The sequence below is a fragment of the Streptomyces sp. NPDC057271 genome (assembly GCF_042668715.1).
In the GTDB taxonomy this organism is placed as follows: Bacteria; Actinomycetota; Actinomycetes; order Streptomycetales; family Streptomycetaceae; genus Streptomyces.
In genome coordinates, this window is the sequence record NZ_JBHUYJ010000028.1 from 1 (window position 1) to 17863 (window position 17863).

General features: G+C 71.1%; 15 protein-coding genes. 7 read left to right on the forward strand and 8 right to left on the reverse strand.

From position 1 onward, the window contains the following. Window positions 1–422: 422 nt before the first annotated feature. From ACFUJR_RS15750 to ACFUJR_RS15775, 6 genes are all read left to right on the forward strand, one after another. A complete protein-coding gene (locus ACFUJR_RS15750; RefSeq protein ID WP_383179449.1) occupies window positions 423–1106 on the forward strand; it encodes a phosphoadenylyl-sulfate reductase in 684 nt (227 codons plus the stop codon). Further along, window positions 1103–2014 (forward strand): sulfate adenylyltransferase subunit CysD, encoded by a 912-nt coding sequence (gene cysD, locus ACFUJR_RS15755; RefSeq protein WP_383179453.1) that lies wholly within the window; start codon window positions 1103–1105, stop codon window positions 2012–2014. The genes ACFUJR_RS15750 and cysD overlap by 4 nt, the downstream gene beginning before the upstream one ends. Continuing rightward, window positions 2014–3336 carry a sulfate adenylyltransferase subunit 1 gene (locus ACFUJR_RS15760; RefSeq protein WP_383179456.1) on the forward strand — a complete coding sequence of 441 codons (1323 nt, stop codon included), beginning with the start codon at window positions 2014–2016 and terminating at the stop codon, window positions 3334–3336. Before cysD ends, ACFUJR_RS15760 begins: the two co-directional genes overlap by 1 nt. Next, a complete protein-coding gene (locus ACFUJR_RS15765; RefSeq protein WP_383450442.1) occupies window positions 3333–4424 on the forward strand; it encodes an ABC transporter substrate-binding protein in 1092 nt (363 codons plus the stop codon). The genes ACFUJR_RS15760 and ACFUJR_RS15765 overlap by 4 nt, the downstream gene beginning before the upstream one ends. A 70-nt stretch (window positions 4425–4494) precedes the next feature. Continuing rightward, window positions 4495–5292 carry an ABC transporter ATP-binding protein gene (locus ACFUJR_RS15770; protein ID WP_383179462.1) on the forward strand — a complete coding sequence of 266 codons (798 nt, stop codon included), beginning with the start codon at window positions 4495–4497 and terminating at the stop codon, window positions 5290–5292. Continuing rightward, on the forward strand, window positions 5279–6172 hold the full coding sequence (locus ACFUJR_RS15775) for an ABC transporter permease (RefSeq protein ID WP_383179465.1): 894 nt from the start codon (window positions 5279–5281) through the stop codon (window positions 6170–6172). Before ACFUJR_RS15770 ends, ACFUJR_RS15775 begins: the two co-directional genes overlap by 14 nt. Window positions 6173–6594: 422 nt before the next feature. Here ACFUJR_RS15775 and ACFUJR_RS15780 read toward each other — a convergent pair whose 3' ends face one another. From ACFUJR_RS15780 to ACFUJR_RS15810, 7 genes are all read right to left on the reverse strand, one after another. Continuing rightward, window positions 6595–8247: a nitrite/sulfite reductase gene (locus tag ACFUJR_RS15780; protein WP_383179468.1), complete on the reverse strand. Its 1653-nt coding sequence runs from the start codon at window positions 8245–8247 to the stop codon at window positions 6595–6597. Beyond that, window positions 8231–9565 (reverse strand): hypothetical protein, encoded by a 1335-nt coding sequence (locus ACFUJR_RS15785; protein ID WP_383450444.1) that lies wholly within the window; start codon window positions 9563–9565, stop codon window positions 8231–8233. The genes ACFUJR_RS15780 and ACFUJR_RS15785 overlap by 17 nt, the downstream gene beginning before the upstream one ends. Next, window positions 9562–11307, reverse strand: coding sequence for a hypothetical protein (locus ACFUJR_RS15790; RefSeq protein WP_383179610.1), 1746 nt, complete (start codon window positions 11305–11307; stop codon window positions 9562–9564). Before ACFUJR_RS15790 ends, ACFUJR_RS15785 begins: the two co-directional genes overlap by 4 nt. A gap of 150 nt (window positions 11308–11457) precedes the next feature. After that, the gene (locus tag ACFUJR_RS15795; RefSeq protein WP_383179607.1) at window positions 11458–12129 is read right to left on the reverse strand and encodes a response regulator; all 672 of its coding nucleotides are present in this window, start codon (window positions 12127–12129) and stop codon (window positions 11458–11460) included. A gap of 53 nt (window positions 12130–12182) precedes the next feature. Then, window positions 12183–13466: a sensor histidine kinase gene (locus ACFUJR_RS15800; RefSeq protein ID WP_383179603.1), complete on the reverse strand. Its 1284-nt coding sequence runs from the start codon at window positions 13464–13466 to the stop codon at window positions 12183–12185. 101 nt (window positions 13467–13567) lie between these two features. Then, window positions 13568–15055 (reverse strand): MFS transporter, encoded by a 1488-nt coding sequence (locus ACFUJR_RS15805; protein WP_383179600.1) that lies wholly within the window; start codon window positions 15053–15055, stop codon window positions 13568–13570. A 206-nt stretch (window positions 15056–15261) separates the two neighbouring features. Continuing rightward, entirely contained in the window at window positions 15262–15690 is a 429-nt protein-coding gene (locus ACFUJR_RS15810) for a DUF3291 domain-containing protein (protein ID WP_383179597.1), read from the reverse strand. 82 nt (window positions 15691–15772) lie between these two features. Between ACFUJR_RS15810 and ACFUJR_RS15815 the strand changes: the two genes are divergently transcribed. Further along, on the forward strand, window positions 15773–16525 hold the full coding sequence (locus ACFUJR_RS15815; RefSeq protein ID WP_383179594.1) for a MerR family transcriptional regulator: 753 nt from the start codon (window positions 15773–15775) through the stop codon (window positions 16523–16525). A gap of 12 nt (window positions 16526–16537) precedes the next feature. Here the strand turns inward: ACFUJR_RS15815 and ACFUJR_RS15820 are convergent, their stop codons facing one another. Continuing rightward, the gene (locus tag ACFUJR_RS15820; protein ID WP_383179591.1) at window positions 16538–17839 is read right to left on the reverse strand and encodes an NAD(P)/FAD-dependent oxidoreductase; all 1302 of its coding nucleotides are present in this window, start codon (window positions 17837–17839) and stop codon (window positions 16538–16540) included. Window positions 17840–17863 lie beyond the last annotated feature (24 nt).

Here is a 17863-nt window from a genome sequence, read left to right on the forward strand (position 1 = left end):
AACGACGCCGTCTCCGACGTGAACCGGTCACCCGTGAGCTGCATACCGTCACCGGAATCACCCGCGAACCGGATGATCACCCGATCGAGCCGGCGGACCTCTTTCCCCAGCTCCTCCCAGCGCGTGCGCGTGCTCGTCCCTGTCTCGGACTTCATCTCCGCACCCTCAATCCCATGCCCTCGTCGGCGCCTTGTGCGGCCGATCGTGACAGGTGCCGCTTACCGTGCGCTGACGGGCTCCTGAGCGTCGCCCCGTACCACCTGACCGACCCACCCGTACCGCTCCCGGGTCAGCGCCTCGTCAGCGTCGTGTACGGCGGCCCCGTTAGCCTGCGCCTGCCGTTCGGCAATCAGGTGGGTGCAACGCGCTCTTTCCCTGTCATTTCTCGGCGCTCACGCGAAGAGACATCGAGAGGACTTCGGATGAACGAAATCAGAGAACTCGCCACCCGGGCCGGGCGGGAGCTGGAAGAGGCCCCGGCACTGGACATCCTGCGCTGGGCCGCCGACACCTTCGGTTCCAGCATGTGCGTCACCTCCTCGATGGAGGACGCCGTCGTGGCCCACCTCGCCGCGCGCGTACTGCCCGGAGTGGACGTCGTGTTCCTCGACACCGGCTACCACTTCCCCGAGACCATCGGGACGCGGGACGCCCTGGAGGCGGTCGGCGACGTCAGGATGATCACCCTGCTCCCCCGCCAGACGGTGGCCGAGCAGGACGCGGAGTACGGTCCCGAACTGCACCGCCGGGACCCCGACCTGTGCTGCAGTCTGCGCAAGACCCGGCCGCTCGAGGAGGGGCTCGCCCCGTACCGCGCCTGGGTCACGGGGCTTCGCCGGTTCGACTCGCCGGAGCGCGCCACGACGCCGGTCGTCGGCTGGGACGAGGCGCGCGGGAAGGTGAAGATCTCCCCGATCGCACGGTGGTCGCGCGAGGACGTGGACACGTACATCGCCGAGCACGGGGTGCTGGTCAACCCGTTGCTCTCGGACGGCTACGGCTCAGTGGGCTGCGCCCCCTGCACCCGGCGCCTGCTCCCGGGCGAAGACGCCCGGGCGGGCCGGTGGGCGGGGAGCGCCAAGACGGAATGCGGGATCCACACATGACGACCGAGACAGACATACCTCTGCGGCATCTGGAGGCGCTCGAATCCGAGGCGGTGCACATCTTCCGCGAGGTGGCGGGCGAGTTCGAGCGCCCCGTCATCCTCTTCTCGGGCGGCAAGGACTCCATCGTCATGCTCCATCTGGCGCTGAAGGCCTTCGCCCCCGCTTCGGTGCCGTTCTCGCTCCTCCACGTCGACACCGGGCACAACTTCCCCGAGGTGCTCGACTACCGCGACCGCACCGTCGCCCGGCACGGACTGCGGCTGCACGTGGCGTCCGTACAGGAACTCATCGACAGCGGGGAACTGCGCGAGCGGCCTGACGGCACGCGCAACCCCCTGCAGACCGTGCCGCTCGTCGAGGCCATCCGAACACACCGCTTCGACGCGGTGTTCGGCGGCGGACGGCGGGACGAGGAGAAGGCCCGCGCCAAGGAGCGGGTGTTCAGTCTGCGCGACGAGTTCGGCGGCTGGGACCCTCGCCGACAGCGTCCCGAGCTGTGGCAGCTGTACAACGGCCGGCACGCCGCCGGCGAGCACGTGCGGGTCTTCCCGCTCTCCAACTGGACCGAGCTGGACGTGTGGCAGTACATCGCCCGCCACGACATCGAGGTCCCGTCGATCTACTACGCGCACCGGCGCGAGGTCTTCCTGCGGGACAACATGTGGCTGACCCCGGGCGACTGGGGCGGCCCGAAGGACGGCGAGCCCCTGGAGGTCCGCACGGTGCGCTACCGCACCGTCGGCGACATGTCCTGCACCGGCGCCGTCGACTCGTCCGCCGCCGACCCCGAGGCCGTCATCGAGGAGATCGCCGCCTCCCGGCTCACGGAGCGGGGCGCCACCCGGGCCGACGACCGTATGTCGGAGGCCGCCATGGAAGACCGCAAGCGCGAGGGATACTTCTGATGCCGATCATGCCGACGAGCCCCAGCGGAACCGAGCACCACTCCAGCCTGCTGCGCTTCGCCACGGCCGGCTCCGTCGACGACGGCAAGTCCACGCTGGTCGGCAGGATGCTCCACGACTCGAAGTCGCTGCTCGCCGACCAGCTGGAGGCCGTGGAGCGGGCGTCGCTGGCCCGGGGCCAGGAGACGCCTGACCTGGCGCTGCTCACGGACGGCCTGCGGGCCGAACGCGAGCAGGGCATCACCATCGACGTGGCCTACCGCTACTTCACGACGGGGAACCGCAGCTTCATCCTGGCCGACACCCCGGGACACGTGCAGTACACCCGGAACATGGTCACCGGGGCCTCCACCGCCGAGCTGGTCATCATCCTGGTGGACGCGCGGCAGGGGGTCGTGGAGCAGACCCGCCGGCACGCGGCGGTGGCCGCGCTGCTGCGGGTGCCGCACGTGGTCCTGGCCGTGAACAAGATGGACCTGGTCGGCCACGCCGAGACCGTGTTCGCGGGCATCGCGGACGACTTCATCGCGTACGCGAGGGGGCTCGGCGTCCCCGAGGTGACCGCGATCCCGGTGTCGGCCCTCAACGGCGACAACGTGGTCGGTCCGTCGGCGAGCATGGACTGGTACGGCGGGCCGACGGTCCTGGAGCACCTGGAGACCGTCCAGGTGAGTTCGGAGCCCGTCGGGGCGCCCGCCCGTCTGCCCGTGCAGTACGTCATCCGTCCGCAGACGGCCGAGGACCCCGACTACCGGGGCTACGCGGGCATGATCTCGTCCGGATCGCTGCACGTCGGCCAGGAGGTCACGACGCTGCCCTCCGGCCGTACGTCGGTGATCAGCGCCATCGACCTGCTGGGGCAGCCGGTGCGGACGGCCCGTGCGCCGCAGTCCGTGACCGTGCTGCTCGCGGACGACGTCGACATGTCGCGCGGGGACCTCCTGGTCCCCTCCGACCAGGCACCCACGCCCTCGCAGGACATCGAGGCCACGGTCTGCCACCTCGCCGACCGGCCGCTCGTCCCGGGCCAGCGGGTGCTGCTCAAGCACACCACGCGCACCGTGCAGGCGGTCGTGAAGGAACTCGTCAGCCGGGTGACGCTCGATCCGCTGTCCCAGCACGGCTCCCCCGAGCGGCTGACGGCCAACGACATCGGCCGCGTCCGGATCCGTACGGCCGCTCCGCTCGCCCTCGACCCGTACGCGGTCTCCCGCCGCACCGGATCGTTTCTGCTGATCGATCCGGCCGACGGGACCACGCTGACGGCGGGCATGGCGGGCGACTCGTTCGTGACCGGGGCCCCGTGGGAGACCGGCGCATGAGGCAGCTCCGCCGGCTCGGCGCCGTCCTCGCGGGGCTCGCGCTCTGCGCCACGCTCAGCGCGTGCGGCTACGGTTCGCAGCGCGTCGGCACCACCGGGAGGGTGGTGCCGACGGGCGCCCCGCTCTCCGCCTCGGAGGTGCGGGTCGGCTACTTCCCCAACCTCACGCACGCCACCGCTCTGGTCGGCGTGCGTGAGGGCATGATCCAGAAGGAACTCGGCGGTACGAAGCTGTCGACGGCGACGTTCAACGCCGGGCCCACCGTCATCGAGGCGCTCAACGCCGATTCGGTCGACCTCGCGTGGGTCGGCCCTTCACCTGCGGTCAACGGCTACACCAAGCTCGGCGGCAAGGGCCTGCGCATCGTCGCGGGGGCCGCGTCCGGCGGCGTGAAGCTGGTCGTCGACCCGAAGAGGATCCGTACGCCGGCCGATGTCAGGGGCAAGCGGATCGCGAGCCCCCAGCTCGGCAACACCCAGGACGTGGCCCTGCTGCACTGGATCGCCGAGCAGGGCTGGAAGGTGGACCCGCTGTCGGGGCGCGGCGACGTGTCCGTCGTCCGTACCGACACCAGGATGACGCCCAACGCCTACAAGTCCGGTTCCATCGACGGGGCGTGGGTGCCCGAGCCGACCGCCTCGCTGCTGGTCGCCCAGGGAGCGCGGGTCCTCGTCGAGGAGGCGGACCTCTGGCCCGACCGGCGGTTCGTGACCACCCATCTCATCGTGTCGCAGCGCTTCCTCGACCGGCACCCCGACGTCGTCGAGGCGGTCGTCGAGGGAGCCGCGGCCGCCAACGCGTGGATCGCGGCGGAGCCCGAGCAGGCCAGACGGTCCGTCAACGAGGCACTGCGCGAACTGACGGGGAAGCCGCTGCCCGCCGAGATCATCGAGTCGGCCTGGCCCTCCCTCACGTTCACCGACGACCCGCTGGCCGCCACGCTCGACGCCCAGGCCGCCCGCGCCACCGCGGCGGGCCTCCTCGACCGCCCCGTGCTGCGCGGCATCTACGACCTCGGCCCCCTGAACCGGGTACGCGAGGCCGCGGGCCGGCCCCCGGTCGACGACGCCGGGCTCGGCACGCCATGAGGGACGACGTCATGTCTGCCGTCCGCCCGTCCTGCACTGCACCCAGGAGTTGACTCGAGTGCATCCGACAATGACCACGGAACAGGTCGCCGATCCCGGTGCGGCCTCCCTCGCGCCCCGCGTGCCCGCCGTGCGCGTGGCGGGGGTCCACAAGACGTTCCGCCGTGCCGAGGGCGTGCAGACGGTGCTGCAGGACATCAACATCGACGTCCAGCCCGGCGAGTTCGTCTGCCTGCTCGGCTCCTCCGGGTGCGGCAAGTCCACCCTGCTCAATGCGATCGCGGGCCTCGACCAGCCGTCCTCGGGCGTGATCGAGGTGCCCTCCGGCCGGCCCGCCCTGATGTTCCAGGAGCACGCGCTCTTCCCCTGGCTGACGGCCGGCAGGAACATCGAACTGGTCCTCCGGCTGCGGGGGGTCCCCAAGGCCGAACGCCGGACCCGCGCCGAGGAACTCCTCAGCCTGGTGAGGCTCCAGGACGCGTACGCCAAGCGGCCCCACGAGCTGTCCGGCGGCATGCGGCAGCGTGTCGCGCTGGCCCGCGCCCTGGCGCAGGACTCCCAGGTGCTGCTGATGGACGAGCCGTTCGCCGCGCTCGACGCCATCACCCGCGACGTCCTGCACGAGGAGCTGACCCGGATCTGGGAGAGCACCGGGGTCTCCGTCGTCTTCGTCACCCACAACGTGCGCGAGGCGGTCCGGCTCGCCCAGCGCATCCTGCTCATGTCCTGCCGGCCCGGCCGGGTCGCCCACGAGTGGAAGATCGACCTGCCGCAGCCGCGCCGCCCCGAAGACCCGGACGTGGCCACGCTGTCCGTGGAGATCACCGACCAGCTGCGCGAGGAGATCCGGCGCCATGCCCGAGACTGAGGCCCGCGCGGCGGAGGCCGGAGGACGCGACGACACCGATCTCGTCCGGCTGGAGGCGGGCCTGGACTCCCTGGAGACCAAGCCCGAACGCCGCGACTCCGTCGGAAGGATCCTGAGACGGACGGTGGCGCCGCCGCTGCTCGGCATCGTCCTCGTCCTGACGGTCTGGCAGACGCTGCACCTCAGCGATCTGGTGTCCGAGGACCGCCTGCCGAGTCCCGCGGCGATCTGGGAGAGCCTGCGTACGCTCTGGCTGCGCGGCACGCTGTTCGACATCATCTGGACCAGCCTGGAGCGCGGCCTCCTCGGCTTCCTGGCCTCCGTGGCCATCGGTACGCCGCTGGGCCTGCTCGTCGCCCGGGTGGCGCTGGTCCGGGCGGCCGTCCGGCCCGTGCTGTCCGGACTGCAGTCGCTGCCGTCGGTGGCCTGGGTACCCGCGGCCGTCATCTGGTTCGGCCTCACCGACGGCGCCATGTACACGGTCATCCTGCTCGGCGCGGTCCCCTCGATCGCCATCGGTCTGGTCTCCGGCATCGACCAGGTGCCCCCGCTGTACCTCCGTGCCGGACGCGTCATCGGCGCGACCGGGCTGAAGGGCGCCCGCCACATCCTGCTGCCGGCGTCCCTGCCGGGCTACACGGCGGGGCTCAAGCAGGGCTGGGCCTTCTCCTGGCGCTCCCTCATGGCGACCGAACTCATCGCGTCCTCCCCGGAGCTGGGCATCGGCCTCGGCCGCTACCTGGAGAACTCCCGCGAGAACATCGACATGCCGGGCGTCTTCCTCGGCATCCTGCTCATCCTGGCGGTCGGCGTGCTGATCGACCTCCTGGTCTTCAGTCCCCTGGAGCGCCGCGTGCTCCGCAACCGCGGCCTGGCCTGACGGGCCGGGCCGCCCTTGAGCCCGGAGGCGGGCTCGGTGCCTCATACACGGCGCGGGAGCCGCGGTGCACCGGATGCACCGTGCGGCCCGCGTCCGCCTCCGGCCCACCTGTGTGGGGACGCCGAAGACCCCCGTGCCCCTTCGTGAGGAGGGAGCACGGGGGTCTTCGGCGTACCGCGTCCGGGAGCCCGGCCACCACCGGCCGGGCCCACACGCCGACGCCGCTGTCACGGGCACGCCGGCACGTTCACGGGATGAGTCCTCCGTTCACCGCGCGGAGGATGAGCGGCTGGTGCCACTCGTCGCCGGCCGGGCTCGGCGGGGCCGGCGTGGTGTCGTCCAGGGCGGGCAGGGGCGACAAAGGTGCCCGCGGTCCACCTCGGCGGTGGGACGCGGGCACCTCGGGGGAAGCAGCGAGTGTGTCAGTCCTGGCCCGTGTGGGTGCGGACCGCCCATTGGGCGAAGGTCTCCGACTCGTCCGTACGGCCTTCCTGGTAGCCGCGGGCGAGGTTCTCGACGAAGTCGGGCAGGTCCGTCGCGGCCACCTTCAGGCCCCGGGGCTTGTGGCCGAGAGCCGCCTCGTCGTTCTTGGCGAGGGAGAGACCGCCGCCCAGGTGGACCTGGAAGCCCTCGACCTGGTTGCCGTCGGCGCCGACGACGATCTGGCCCTTGAGGCCGATGTCGGCGACCTGGGTGCGGGCGCAGGCGTTGGGGCAGCCGTTGATGTTGACGGTGATGTCCGTGTCCTGGCCCGCGAGCCGCCGTTCGAGTTCGGCGACGAGCTCGGCGGCGCGGTCCTTCGTCTCGACGATGGCGAGCTTGCAGTACTCCAGGCCGGTGCAGGCCATCGTGGAGCGGCGCCAGCGCGAGGGGTTGACGATCAGGTCGATCGCCTCCAGGTCGCGGACGAGCGGCTCGGGGTCCACCACGTCCAGGACGAGCAGCTTCTGATAGGGCGTCAGACGGATCCGGCCGGAGCCGTGGGCCTCGACGATGTCGGCGAGCCGGGCGAGCTTGGTGCCCGAGACACGTCCGACGACGGGCGCCGCACCGACGTAGTACCGCCCGTCCCGCTGCTCGTGGACGCCGACGTGGTCGACCGGAGCCGTCGGAAGGACCGGCTCGGGGCCGTCGACGAGCGGCCGGCCGAGGTACTCGGTCTCCAGGACCTCGCGGAACCTCTCCACGCCCCAGTCGGCGATGAGGTACTTCAGCCGGGCCCGGTTGCGCAGCCGGCGGTAGCCGTAGTCGCGGAAGAGTCCGGCGACGGCCGCCCAGACCTCGGGCACCTCCGCCAGCGGCACCCACGCACCGGGGCGTTCGGCGAGCCGGGGGGACGTGGAGAGTCCGCCGCCCACCCAGAGGTCGAATCCCGGACCGTGCACGGGATGCTCCACCCCGAGGAAGGCGATGTCGTGGATCTGGAACGGCACGTCCGGCAGCCAGCTGACCGCGGACTTGAACTTGCGGGGCAGGTTGGACAGCGAGGGGTCCCCGACGTGCCGGTCGACGATCTCGCGGATGGCCGACGTGGCGTCCAGGACCTCGTCGGGGCTGATCCCGGCGACGGGGCTCCCGAGCACGACACGGGGGCAGTCGCCGCAGGCCTCGGTCGTGGACAGCCCCACGGCCTCCAGGCGGCGCCAGATCTCGGGGACGTCCTCGATCCGGATCCAGTGGAACTGGATGTTCTGGCGGTCGGTGATGTCGGCGGTGTCCCGCGCGAACTCGGTGGAGAGCGCGGCGATCTCCCGCAGTTGGGCCACGGACAGTTCCCCGCCGTCGACCCGTACCCGCAGCATGAAGTGCTCGTCCTCGAGCTCCTCCGGTGCCAGGGTCGCGGTGCGCCCGCCGTCGATGCCGGGGCGGCGCTGGGTGTAGAGGCCCCACCAGCGGAGCCGGCCGCGCAGGTCCTCGGAGGGGATGGAGGCGAAGCCCTCGCGCGCGTAGATCTGCTCGACGCGCTCGCGCACCAGCAGCGGATCCTCGACCGCCTTGAAGCGCTCGTTGTCGTTCAGCGGTTCCCGCGAACCGAGCGCCCACTGGCCCTCGTCGCGTTTACGCTCCCGGGTCATCGTTGGTCCTCTCCTTCAGGGGGCCACTGATCGGCGAGATCATTCCCGAGGGCAGCCAGTCCGCCGTCTCGTCACCGCCGTGGTGGTGCCCGACGCTCTGGCCGCTGCCGTCCGCGGAGACCATGCCTCCGGGTACGTACGCGACGGAGACCGCGAAGAGCCGTGGTGCCGGTTCGGGCTTCTCGTCCCGTACGCGCTGCCAGGCCTCGTAGCCGCCGCCCGTCGGGTACGCGCCGGGCATCCGGGCCGTGAGGGCCTTGACGTACTCCATGGCCTCGGCCCGCCGGGGTGTGTACCGCAGCGGGATCAACTGGCCCGCGCCGGGTGTGATGACGGACCGGGCGAGCAGCCAGGGGGCGAGGTAGACGCCCTGGGCGAGGGTCCGGCCGCTCTCGACGGCGAGGGTCGCGTCCGTCGCGCCGGGCCAGCCGGTGGTGACGATCAGGGGCTGGGTGGTGCGGCCGGGCGCGGTGACGTCGATGCCCTCGCGTGCGGCGGCCGCGCGGACCGTGGCTGCCGCGGCCCGGCCGCGTTCCGAGTCGTCGGAGACGAGGCCGACGGAACGGGTGCCGCGGCCGGCGAGGAAGTGGACGGTGGCGCGCAGCGCGGTGGCGTCCCGTTCGGCGAGCCGGTCGGAGGGGCAGGCGGTGAGCGGGGCGCTGTCGCCTGCGACGAGGGCGCCGAGGGCGGCCTCCGCGCACTCCGCTCCGTCGGCGGAGGCGAGGGCGGCGAGCGGAGCCTGGGCCGCGGTGCCGGTGTCGACGGGAAGCTCGCCGGCGGCGCCGCCCGCGGAGATCCGCAGGGTGCTGCGGCCCTCGGGGAGGTCCACCGGTATCCAGGACTGGGCGCTGCCCGGCCGCCGTTCGCCCGGCCGCAGGGTGGCGGCGGTGGTGCCGGCCTGTGCGTTCTCGGCTCCGACGGCGACCAGGTTGGGACCGGGCCGTCCGGGCACGACGAGGACGCCGACCTTCTTGCCTCCCAGGGCGAGGGTCCGCAGGACGGGAGTGCCGGGCGGGGTCTGCTCCTGCGCGGCGAGGGTGTCCTGGGCGGCGAGTGTTCCCCGGTCCCCGTCCCCCGACCCGAGCGCGGCGACGGCCACGAGACCGAGCGCCATGGCGAAGACGGTGAACGAGACGCCGAGGTATCTGCGGGGCAGCAGGTTCCGCCGCGCCATGACCAGCACCACGACGATGCCGATGACGGACGCGACGGCGATCGGCACCAGGGTCTCCCCCGGCGCCGCCCCGTCCAGCGCGGCCAGGTGACCGCGGCCCGGGGGAAGGGCCGCGGTCACCTGGGTACCGATGGATCCGGTCACTTCAGGACGCTGTCACTGACGGTGAACAGAATGCCGTGCGGGCGGGCGGGACCGGTCTCGCCGTGCGGCCAGGAGGTCCGGTCGAAGTCGACACAGGGCTTACCGCTCCGCTCGTCGCGGAACGACCTGTCCTGCTTCAGCTTGCCCTTGCGGTCGAGGTCGTACATGCAGACCTCGTGGTTGCCGCCGCCGCTGAAGGAGCCGGCGATGAAGTAGTTCGAGGTGGCGAGACGGCGGATGTGCTTGGTCTCACGGAACTTGCCGCCGTACGTCTGCTCGAAGTTGTCCATCGCGCCCCAGTGCGGGCCGCCGTCCGTGGTGTCGCGGATGGGCATGGCGGAGGTGACGGCCGGGCAGTCCTTCTCCAGGCCGCCCCGGTAGACCTCCTTCAGCCGGTCGATGTTGCACTTGGGGTTGTCACCCGCGGCCAGCAGCTTCCGGATGTCGAGGACGTAGAGCATGCCGGTGGTCCTGTCGAGCGGCTTGCCGTACGCGGTCGACTGACCCATCACCGTGTGGAACAGGTAGCGGTCGTCGGGGCTGACCATCAGCCAGCTTCCCGCGTCGCCACCACCCGTGACGTCCTTCGGCGCGCCCGCGGCGCGGTACGCCGTGGTGTCGTCGAAGACCTCGCGCCACTTCGGGTTGGGCACGGTCACGTCGGGGGCGTAGAAGATCGCGCCACCGAGCATGGAGGAGGCGAACGCTCCCTTGTGCTTCTTCTTGTGGGGGAGCGCGGGCTCCATGACGACCCGCGACTCGTGCCACATCTCGGACTTCTCCAGGCCGGCGCGCGGACCGTCGGGCATCTTGCTGACGGAGAGCAGCTTCGGGTTCTGGCGGTCCTTGATGTCCCAGACGCGTACCGTCTGGCGCGCGAGGCTGGCCTGGTCCGGCAGCTTCGGGCTCAGGAAGTGGCGGGCCTCGACGAAGTCGCTCGCCACCATGATGTTCTTCTCTTCGTTGACCATGATCCCGTGCGGGTTGGCACAGGTGGCCTTCTTGAGCGCGGGCACGTTGCCGCACTGCTTCGGGTCCTCGCCCTCGGCCAGCGCGGCCGGGATCTCGGCGAGGGTCTTGCCGTTCTTGTCCATCCGCACGATCTGACCGGGCGAGCCGGCCGCGCCGTTGCCCTCGCGGACCTCGCCGTTGGTGTACGTGCAGGGGCCGGGGACGTCCGGTCCGCCGAGGTAGCTGGCGTACGCGGTGCCGTCACGGAGCACCTGGAAGGCGTCGGGAGCGGTGCCGCACGGCGTGTCGACGGTCGAGTTGACACCGGCCAGCTCCAGTGCGGGCAGCTTGCTCGTGTCGAAGACGAAGACCGTGTCCTGGAGCAGCGCGCCGGCGAAGAGCCGGTCGCCCTTGTGCCACACGTACTGCATGTGGTGGGCCTCGTTGCCGAGACCGGGGCCGATGGTGACGGTGTTGACCACTTCGCCGTACGTCGGCGAGTTGCGGGTCGCGTCGACCACCGCGAGGAAGTCCGGCTTGGCGGGGTCGGCGGAGCCCGCCCAGGTCAGGAGCCATTCCCGGCCGCGGCCCTGGGCTGCGGGCAGCATGTGGTTGGTGGCCGTGTAGGTCACACCGTCGGTGGCGGTGAACTTCGAGGTCACCCGCTCGGGCTCGGGGGACGCGGCGGCGCCTCCCGAGGTCGTCAGCAGGGCGGCGACCACGCCGACCGCGGTGAGGCACGCGGCCAGGCGGGGTGTTCCGCCCGGCCGTCGGAGACTGATGCGTCGCACGTCGCGAACGCTCCTCTCACGGAGCTGTCTGTTGGGTCCAACTGAGCGCCGGTACCTTCGCAGAACTCGCTGACGTGCCACTGACGCCCCGGTCGCGCGCGCCTTCCGGCCGTTTCTCCGGTGTGGCGGGTGCTCTCGGGGCGTCCGTTTTCAGCTGTTGAGGAGCCACCCGGCGTCTCGGGCGATCCGCACGGCGTCGGTGCGGTTACGCGCGTCCAGCTTGGCGACAACGGCCGTGAGGTAGTTGCGAACGGTGCCGGGCGACAGGTGGAGGAGCTCGGCGATCTCGGCCGATTCCGCACCGGCGGCGACCAGCCGGAGCACATCGGCCTCGCGGGCCGTCAGGGGGCTCGGTTCGCCCTCCCAGGCGGCGAGGGCCAGCTCCGGGGTGATCACCCGTTCGCCGGCCATGACCCGCCTGACGGCGTGGACGAGCTGCTCGGCAGGTGCGTTCTTGACCATGTATCCGTCCACACGGATGTCCTGCGCGCGGCGTACGACGTTCGGCGCGTCGAGCACCGTGAGGACGAGGATCCGGCATCCGGAGAGCTGCTCGCGCAGCCGCTCCGCTCCGGTGAGCCCGTCGAGGCCGGGCATGTTGACGTCCAGGATCGCGATGTCGGGCCTTGTCTTCTCGGCGACGGCGAGGAGGTCCACCCCGTTGCCGACCTCCCCGACGACCTGAACGTCGTCCTCCAGTTCGAGGAGCGAGGCCAAGGCCTCTCTCACCATCTGTACGTCCTCTGCCAAGAGCACACGTATCACGCACACACCCCCGCGATGTCCCCGACCCGGCCATACCAGGGGGCGAGTTTCGCACATTCGTGTGCGTCATGGCGTTAACTACGCGGGTCGGTGATGTGGGCCCCGAAGGTTCACTTTCCGGCGGCGGCGGGAACCGCGATGCGTGCGGCCCAACGGCGGATGTCGGAACCCCGGATGGCAGGGGCGTGAACGACCGGCGTGCCGTCGTCGGAGCCGTGCGGGGCGGCGACCGCCCGGGCCGGGATCTCCGCCACCACCCGGAAGACACCGCCGGGCCGGATCTCGGTGTGGAAGGAGCCGCCGAGTGCGCTCACCCGCTGGCCGAGGTTGCCGAGCCCGGCGCCGCCGTTGCCCGGCGCGGTGCCGCAGAGCCGGGAGGCGGATGCGGCGGCCCCGTCGTTGGAGACCTCCAGACGTACGCCCTTGAGCCCGCGCGTCAGCGCGATGGTGCAGTGCGACGCCTTGCTGTGCCGCAGCACGTTGGTGACGGATTCGCGCAGGACGGCCGCGAGGGCGAGGGAGACGTCCTCCCCCTCGGGCAGCGCGTCGATGCGGAGGGTGACCCCGATGTTCATGGCGCGCAGCAGTGAGGCGGCCGTCGGCACCTCGGCGGCGAGGGACACACCCTGGTATCCGCGTACCGCCATCCGGAACTCGGCCATGGCCTGCCGGGAGGTGCGTACCAGCTCCTCGGCCTCGGTGGCCGCCCGTTCCGGGGAGACCTTGAAGCTCCGGTTCACCAGCTCGGCGCGCATGGCGACGGCCGAGAAGGTGTGCCCGAGGAGGTCGTGCAGGTCACGTGCGAGGCGGTTCTGCTCGCTCTCGGCGACGGCCTTGGCGATGCTGTTGCGGGAGCAGCGGGTGCGGTGGATGAGGAGGACGGCCTGGGTGAGGGTGTAGGACATGAGGCCGACGACGACGATCGCACCGGCCATGAGCAGCAGGTGCGGCAACGCCTGGGACAGCGATTCCGCATCCCTGGTGCAGAGCATCGACACCAGGGCGATGACGAGGCAGAAGAGCGGCCACGCGTAACGGGCGCGCAGGATGAGCGGGAGCGAGCCCGAGAGCGAGCCGGCCAGGATGCCGCAGGCCTCGTGGAAGAGTTCGGTGGCCAGCAGCACGACGGCGAGCTGGGCGACGAGGGCGAGAAGCGCCCCGCGGGACGGGCCGAAGCCGGGCTCGACGGGCCGCGCGGCGATGACACAGGCCTGGAGGGCCAGTTGCGCGACGACGAGGAGGAGGACCACGCCCGAGTGACCTAACCCGGCCCGCCCTCCGACGGCGCTGTAGACGATCACTTCGAGGGTGATGAAGCTCGCCCCCAGCAGTGCCATGACCTGGATGAAGCCGTGCTGTGCGGCTCTGTCGCGGTGTTCCGCCCACATTCCCATCACAGGTCCTCTTTCCTCTGCCTCATCGACACGGTCCACAGATCCCGCAGGGGGATTTCAGCACCGAACCGCCGTTCCCTGTGGGAACGGCGGCTGAAATCTCAGGGAGTTACCGAGGTGCGCTCTCGTTCGGCGACGGGGTCGTCCTCCTCACCGGAGGACGAGGCGGCGTGCCGTGGAATGGCGAGGGCGCAGAGCGCTCCCAGCAGGACGACGGCGACGCCGATCCAGATCGCGGGGCGCATGCCTTCGACGAAGTCCTCGGCGGTGCGGTCGCTTCCGTAGTGGACGAAGACACTGCTGAGGATGGCGGTGCCGAGGGCGCCGCCGATCTCGCGGACGGTGTTGTTGGCACCGGAGGCCTTGCCTCGGTTCTGCGGTCCGACCGAGGCCAGCACCACCGCGGCGGTCGGCGCGAAGACGAGGCCCATACCGAAACCGGCGACGATCATGGCGCCCACCATGCGGGAGTACGGGGTGTCCGAGGTGGCCACCAGGTCGATCCAGGCGAGGCCGATGCCCTGCAGGAGCAGGCCCGCCGCCATCAGACGGCCGCCGCCGAGACGGTCGGTCAGCGCACCGGCCACCGGCGCCACGAACATCGGCATCAGGGTCCAGGCCAGGGTGAGCAGACCGGCTTCCAGAGGGGTCCGGACCGGCGCCATCTGGAAGAACTGGGCCAGCAGGAAGATTGATCCGAAAACGCCGAAGTACATGCTGGCGGAGACCAGGTTGGAGAAGACGAAGGCCCGCTTGCGGTAGAAGGACAGCGGCAGCAGGGGCTGCCGTGCGCGTCGCTCCCAGAGGACGAAGAGGACCAGCAGGACGGCGCCGGCCGCGAAGGCCGCGATGATGACGGCCGAACTCCAGCCCTCCGACTCGCCGTTGACGATCGCCCAGACGACGGAGACGAGTCCGGCCGTGACGAGGAGCATGCCGGGCAGGTCGAGCCGGGACGCGGGCACGGAACTCTCGCCGAGGACGACGAAGACCAGCGGAATGGCGACGAGACAGACCGGGACGTTGATCCAGAAGATCCACTGCCAGTCGAGACCGTCCACGACCGCGCCGCCGACGACCGGGCCGAGGGCCACGGCCATGCCGCTGACGGCCGACCACAGACCGAGGGCGAGGTTCCGCTTCCGGTCGGGCACCTCCTCCGCCAGGAGCGTGAGGGAGAGCGGCATGACGGCCGCGGCACCGAGCCCCTGGAGCGCGCGCGCCAGGATGAGCTGGTCACTGGTGTCGGCGAGGCCGCAGGCGATGGACGAGAGCGTGAAGACGGCGATGCCGAGGACGAAGATCCGGCGCCGGCCGAACCGGTCCCCCAGGGCCGCGCCGGTCAGCAGCAGACAGGCGAAGCTGAGCACGTACGCGTTGACGAACCACTGCAGGTCCGTGGTGGAGGCCTGAAGGTCCACGGCCATGGAGCGCAGGGCCGTGGAGACGACCAGGTTGTCCAGCGCCACCATGAACATGGGCAGGCTGCACGCGAGGATCGTCACCCAGAGGGGGAAACGGCCCTGCCGTGAGTCGGGGGCGAGACGCGGGGCCGTCCCGCCCCCCTCGCCGCTTCTGATTGTGCTCATGACAATTGCCTCCATCCGGCGGACGCCGGGATCGAACACACAGGGGGTCGAACAAGAGAACGAGCGAAGAGTGGGGCGCGCTCCGCCGGGAGCGCCGACGGGGGACGAACAGCGTCCCGGCGGAGCGCGGCTCGGGGGTGGGGGGAGGAGGGCCGGGGGCTCCGGGGGTGGTGAGCCCCCGGCCGGACAAGGGGGTGACCGGGCCGTCAGGCCCGGTGGTCACCGCCGCCGCGGGCGGCGTCCTGGCGCGCCTTCTCGGCCAGGCGGCGCTTGGCGTCGTCCCAGTCGATCGGCAGCGTCGCGGTGTCCGCCTCCCAGAAGATGAAGGTCGACGACTTCATCTTCGGCGCCATGGCGCGCATCGCCGCACCGTGCGGGTCCGACTTCGCGTAGGCGTACAGGGCGTCGCGGTCCTCCCAGGCGGACAGCGTCCAGAACGTCCGCTTGAGGGGCTGCGCGATCAGCGAGGCACCGTACGCCCCGCGAGCGGTCTTCACCTGGCTCCAGGAGCTCAGTGATTTGAGGAGGAACGTCGGGACATCGGCCAGGGTCTTCACTTCGAAGCGGGAAGCCATGACGTACGTGTTCGTGCGGGGCGGAGCAGGGTTCGGGGTGATCCAGCCGAGAGTCGGCATGACGGCGCCCACCTTCCTGAAGAGGCCAACGACTACAATAATAGACAGTAGCGCCATCCGTTATCCAGTGAGTGGGAGCAAGATGAAGATTTCGGAACTCAGCCGCCGCAGCGGGGTCTCCATCCCCGCGATCAAGTACTACCTGCGCGACGGACTGCTTCCCCCCGGGCGCGCTACTGCGGCCAATCAGGCGTCCTACGGCGAGGACCACCTCCACCGGCTCCGGCTGATCCGCGTCCTGATCGGGGTGAGAAAGCTGCCGGTCAACTCGGTGCGCGAGATCCTGGGCGCCATCACGGAGGAGGGCGATCTGCACCAGATCTTCGGCATCGTGACGGAGGCACGCCCGGCCGCCCTGAAGAAGAAGCAGGAGCAGGAGGCCGAGGCGGCGGAGCGGGAGACCGAGGGCGTCATGGACGCGCGCAGACTCGTCTCCGAGATGGGGTGGGACGTCGCGAACCACACGGCCGCGATCCACACGCTCGGCGACGTACTGGACGCCCTGAGCGGCCTCGGCTCCGACATCGACTGGGAGACCCTGCTGCCGTACGCCGAACTGGCCGACCGGACTTCCCAGTTGGACATCAAACAGATGCACGGCACGTCCGGTCTGCTGGAGCAGGCCGAGCGTGCCGTGCTGGTGTCGGTCCTCCTGGAACCGGCGCTCCTCGCGCTCCGCCGGCTTGCCCAGGAGGACAAGTCCGCCCACGTGTTCAGCGCACGGCCGGAGGAGGACGAGGAGGCGCCGGAGGGACAGAAGGCACGGGGCACGCGAGGCGGCAGGCCGCGGAGCGCCCCGAAGGGAAAGCCGAAGGGCCAGCCGGCGGGCGACTGACCCGACGGGCCGTCAGGACAGCTCGTCCAGGATCCTGGCCGCCGCCTCCGCCCCGGCCGAGAAGGCCGCCTCGTGCGAGCCGATCAGGTCGGGGCCCAGTTCCTTGGAGTGGAAGTAGGACCCGCACAGCTTCACCCGGGTGCCCTCGTTCGCCGCGTGGATGACGGACTGCCGCTCGCGCAGCGCCACGTCGATCACCGGGTGGGTGTAGTCGAACGAGGCGATGACGAGGTCCTCGGCCGGCGGGCGCGGCGGGTCGAGGGTGACGAAGTAGTCCTGGCTCGCGGTGAAGTCCTGCAGCCGGTTGAGGTAGTACGTGACGAAGCAGCGGGTCTCCCCGTCGACCGTCTTCTTGCCGTAGTTCCAGGCCCCCCAGCGCTCGTGGTCGCCGGGCATCAGCGAGGCGTCCCGGTGCAGCACCACGCGTGAGGAGCTGTAGCGCACGCCCTCGACGGCCGCACGCTGCGCGTCGGTCGGGTTCTCCAGGAGCGCGAACGCCTCGTCGGCGTGGGTGGCGAGGACCACGTAGTCGAACGTGGCGGCGCCGTTGGCCGTGGTGACGACGACACCGTCCTCCTCCTGCCGCACCCGGACCGCCGGCTCGGAGACCCGCAGGTCGGGGCCGATCGCGGCCAGGGCCTTGCGGACGTACGAGATGGAACCGCCGCCCACGGTCCGCCAGTCGACCCGGTGGCCACCGAGGCCGCCCTCGTCGTGCCCGACGAAGAAGGCGATGACGGTGGCCGCGGGCATCTCCCAGATCAGCTCGGCCGGGACCGACCAGACCGCGGAACAGAGCATGATCAGGTACGAGTGACGGAACGCGGTGCTGTAGCCGTTGCGGTCCAGGTACTCCCCCAGCGACATGTCGGCGCGGCCCCGCGAGAAGTCCCGGCGGCTCTCCGCGTGGAAGCGCCGCACCTCCCGCCAGACGTCCGGGAACTCCGGGTACGCGGCGGCGTAGCGCGCCTCGATGGCGGCCTCGTCCAGCTCCATCTCCTCGGTGCCGTACTCCAGCCCGCTGTCGAGGTCGAAGAACTCGAAGCCGCCCGGGTGGGGGATGGCCTCCACGCCCAGCTCGCCGAAGAAGGCGCACAGGCGCGGGTAGAAGCGCGGGTTGAAGACGATGAACGCCGTGTCGAGGCCGATGACACGGCCGTCCTCCTCGACCTCCACCGTGTTGGCGTGGCCGCCGGGCCGGGGCTCGCGCTCGAAGACGGTGATCCGGGCGCGGTCGCGCAGTCGGTAGGCGGCGGAGATCCCGGCGGGGCCGGCGCCGATGACGGCGACGCGCGGGGAGTCGTTCTCGGGCATGGTGGGTCCTTCCAGATCACGGTG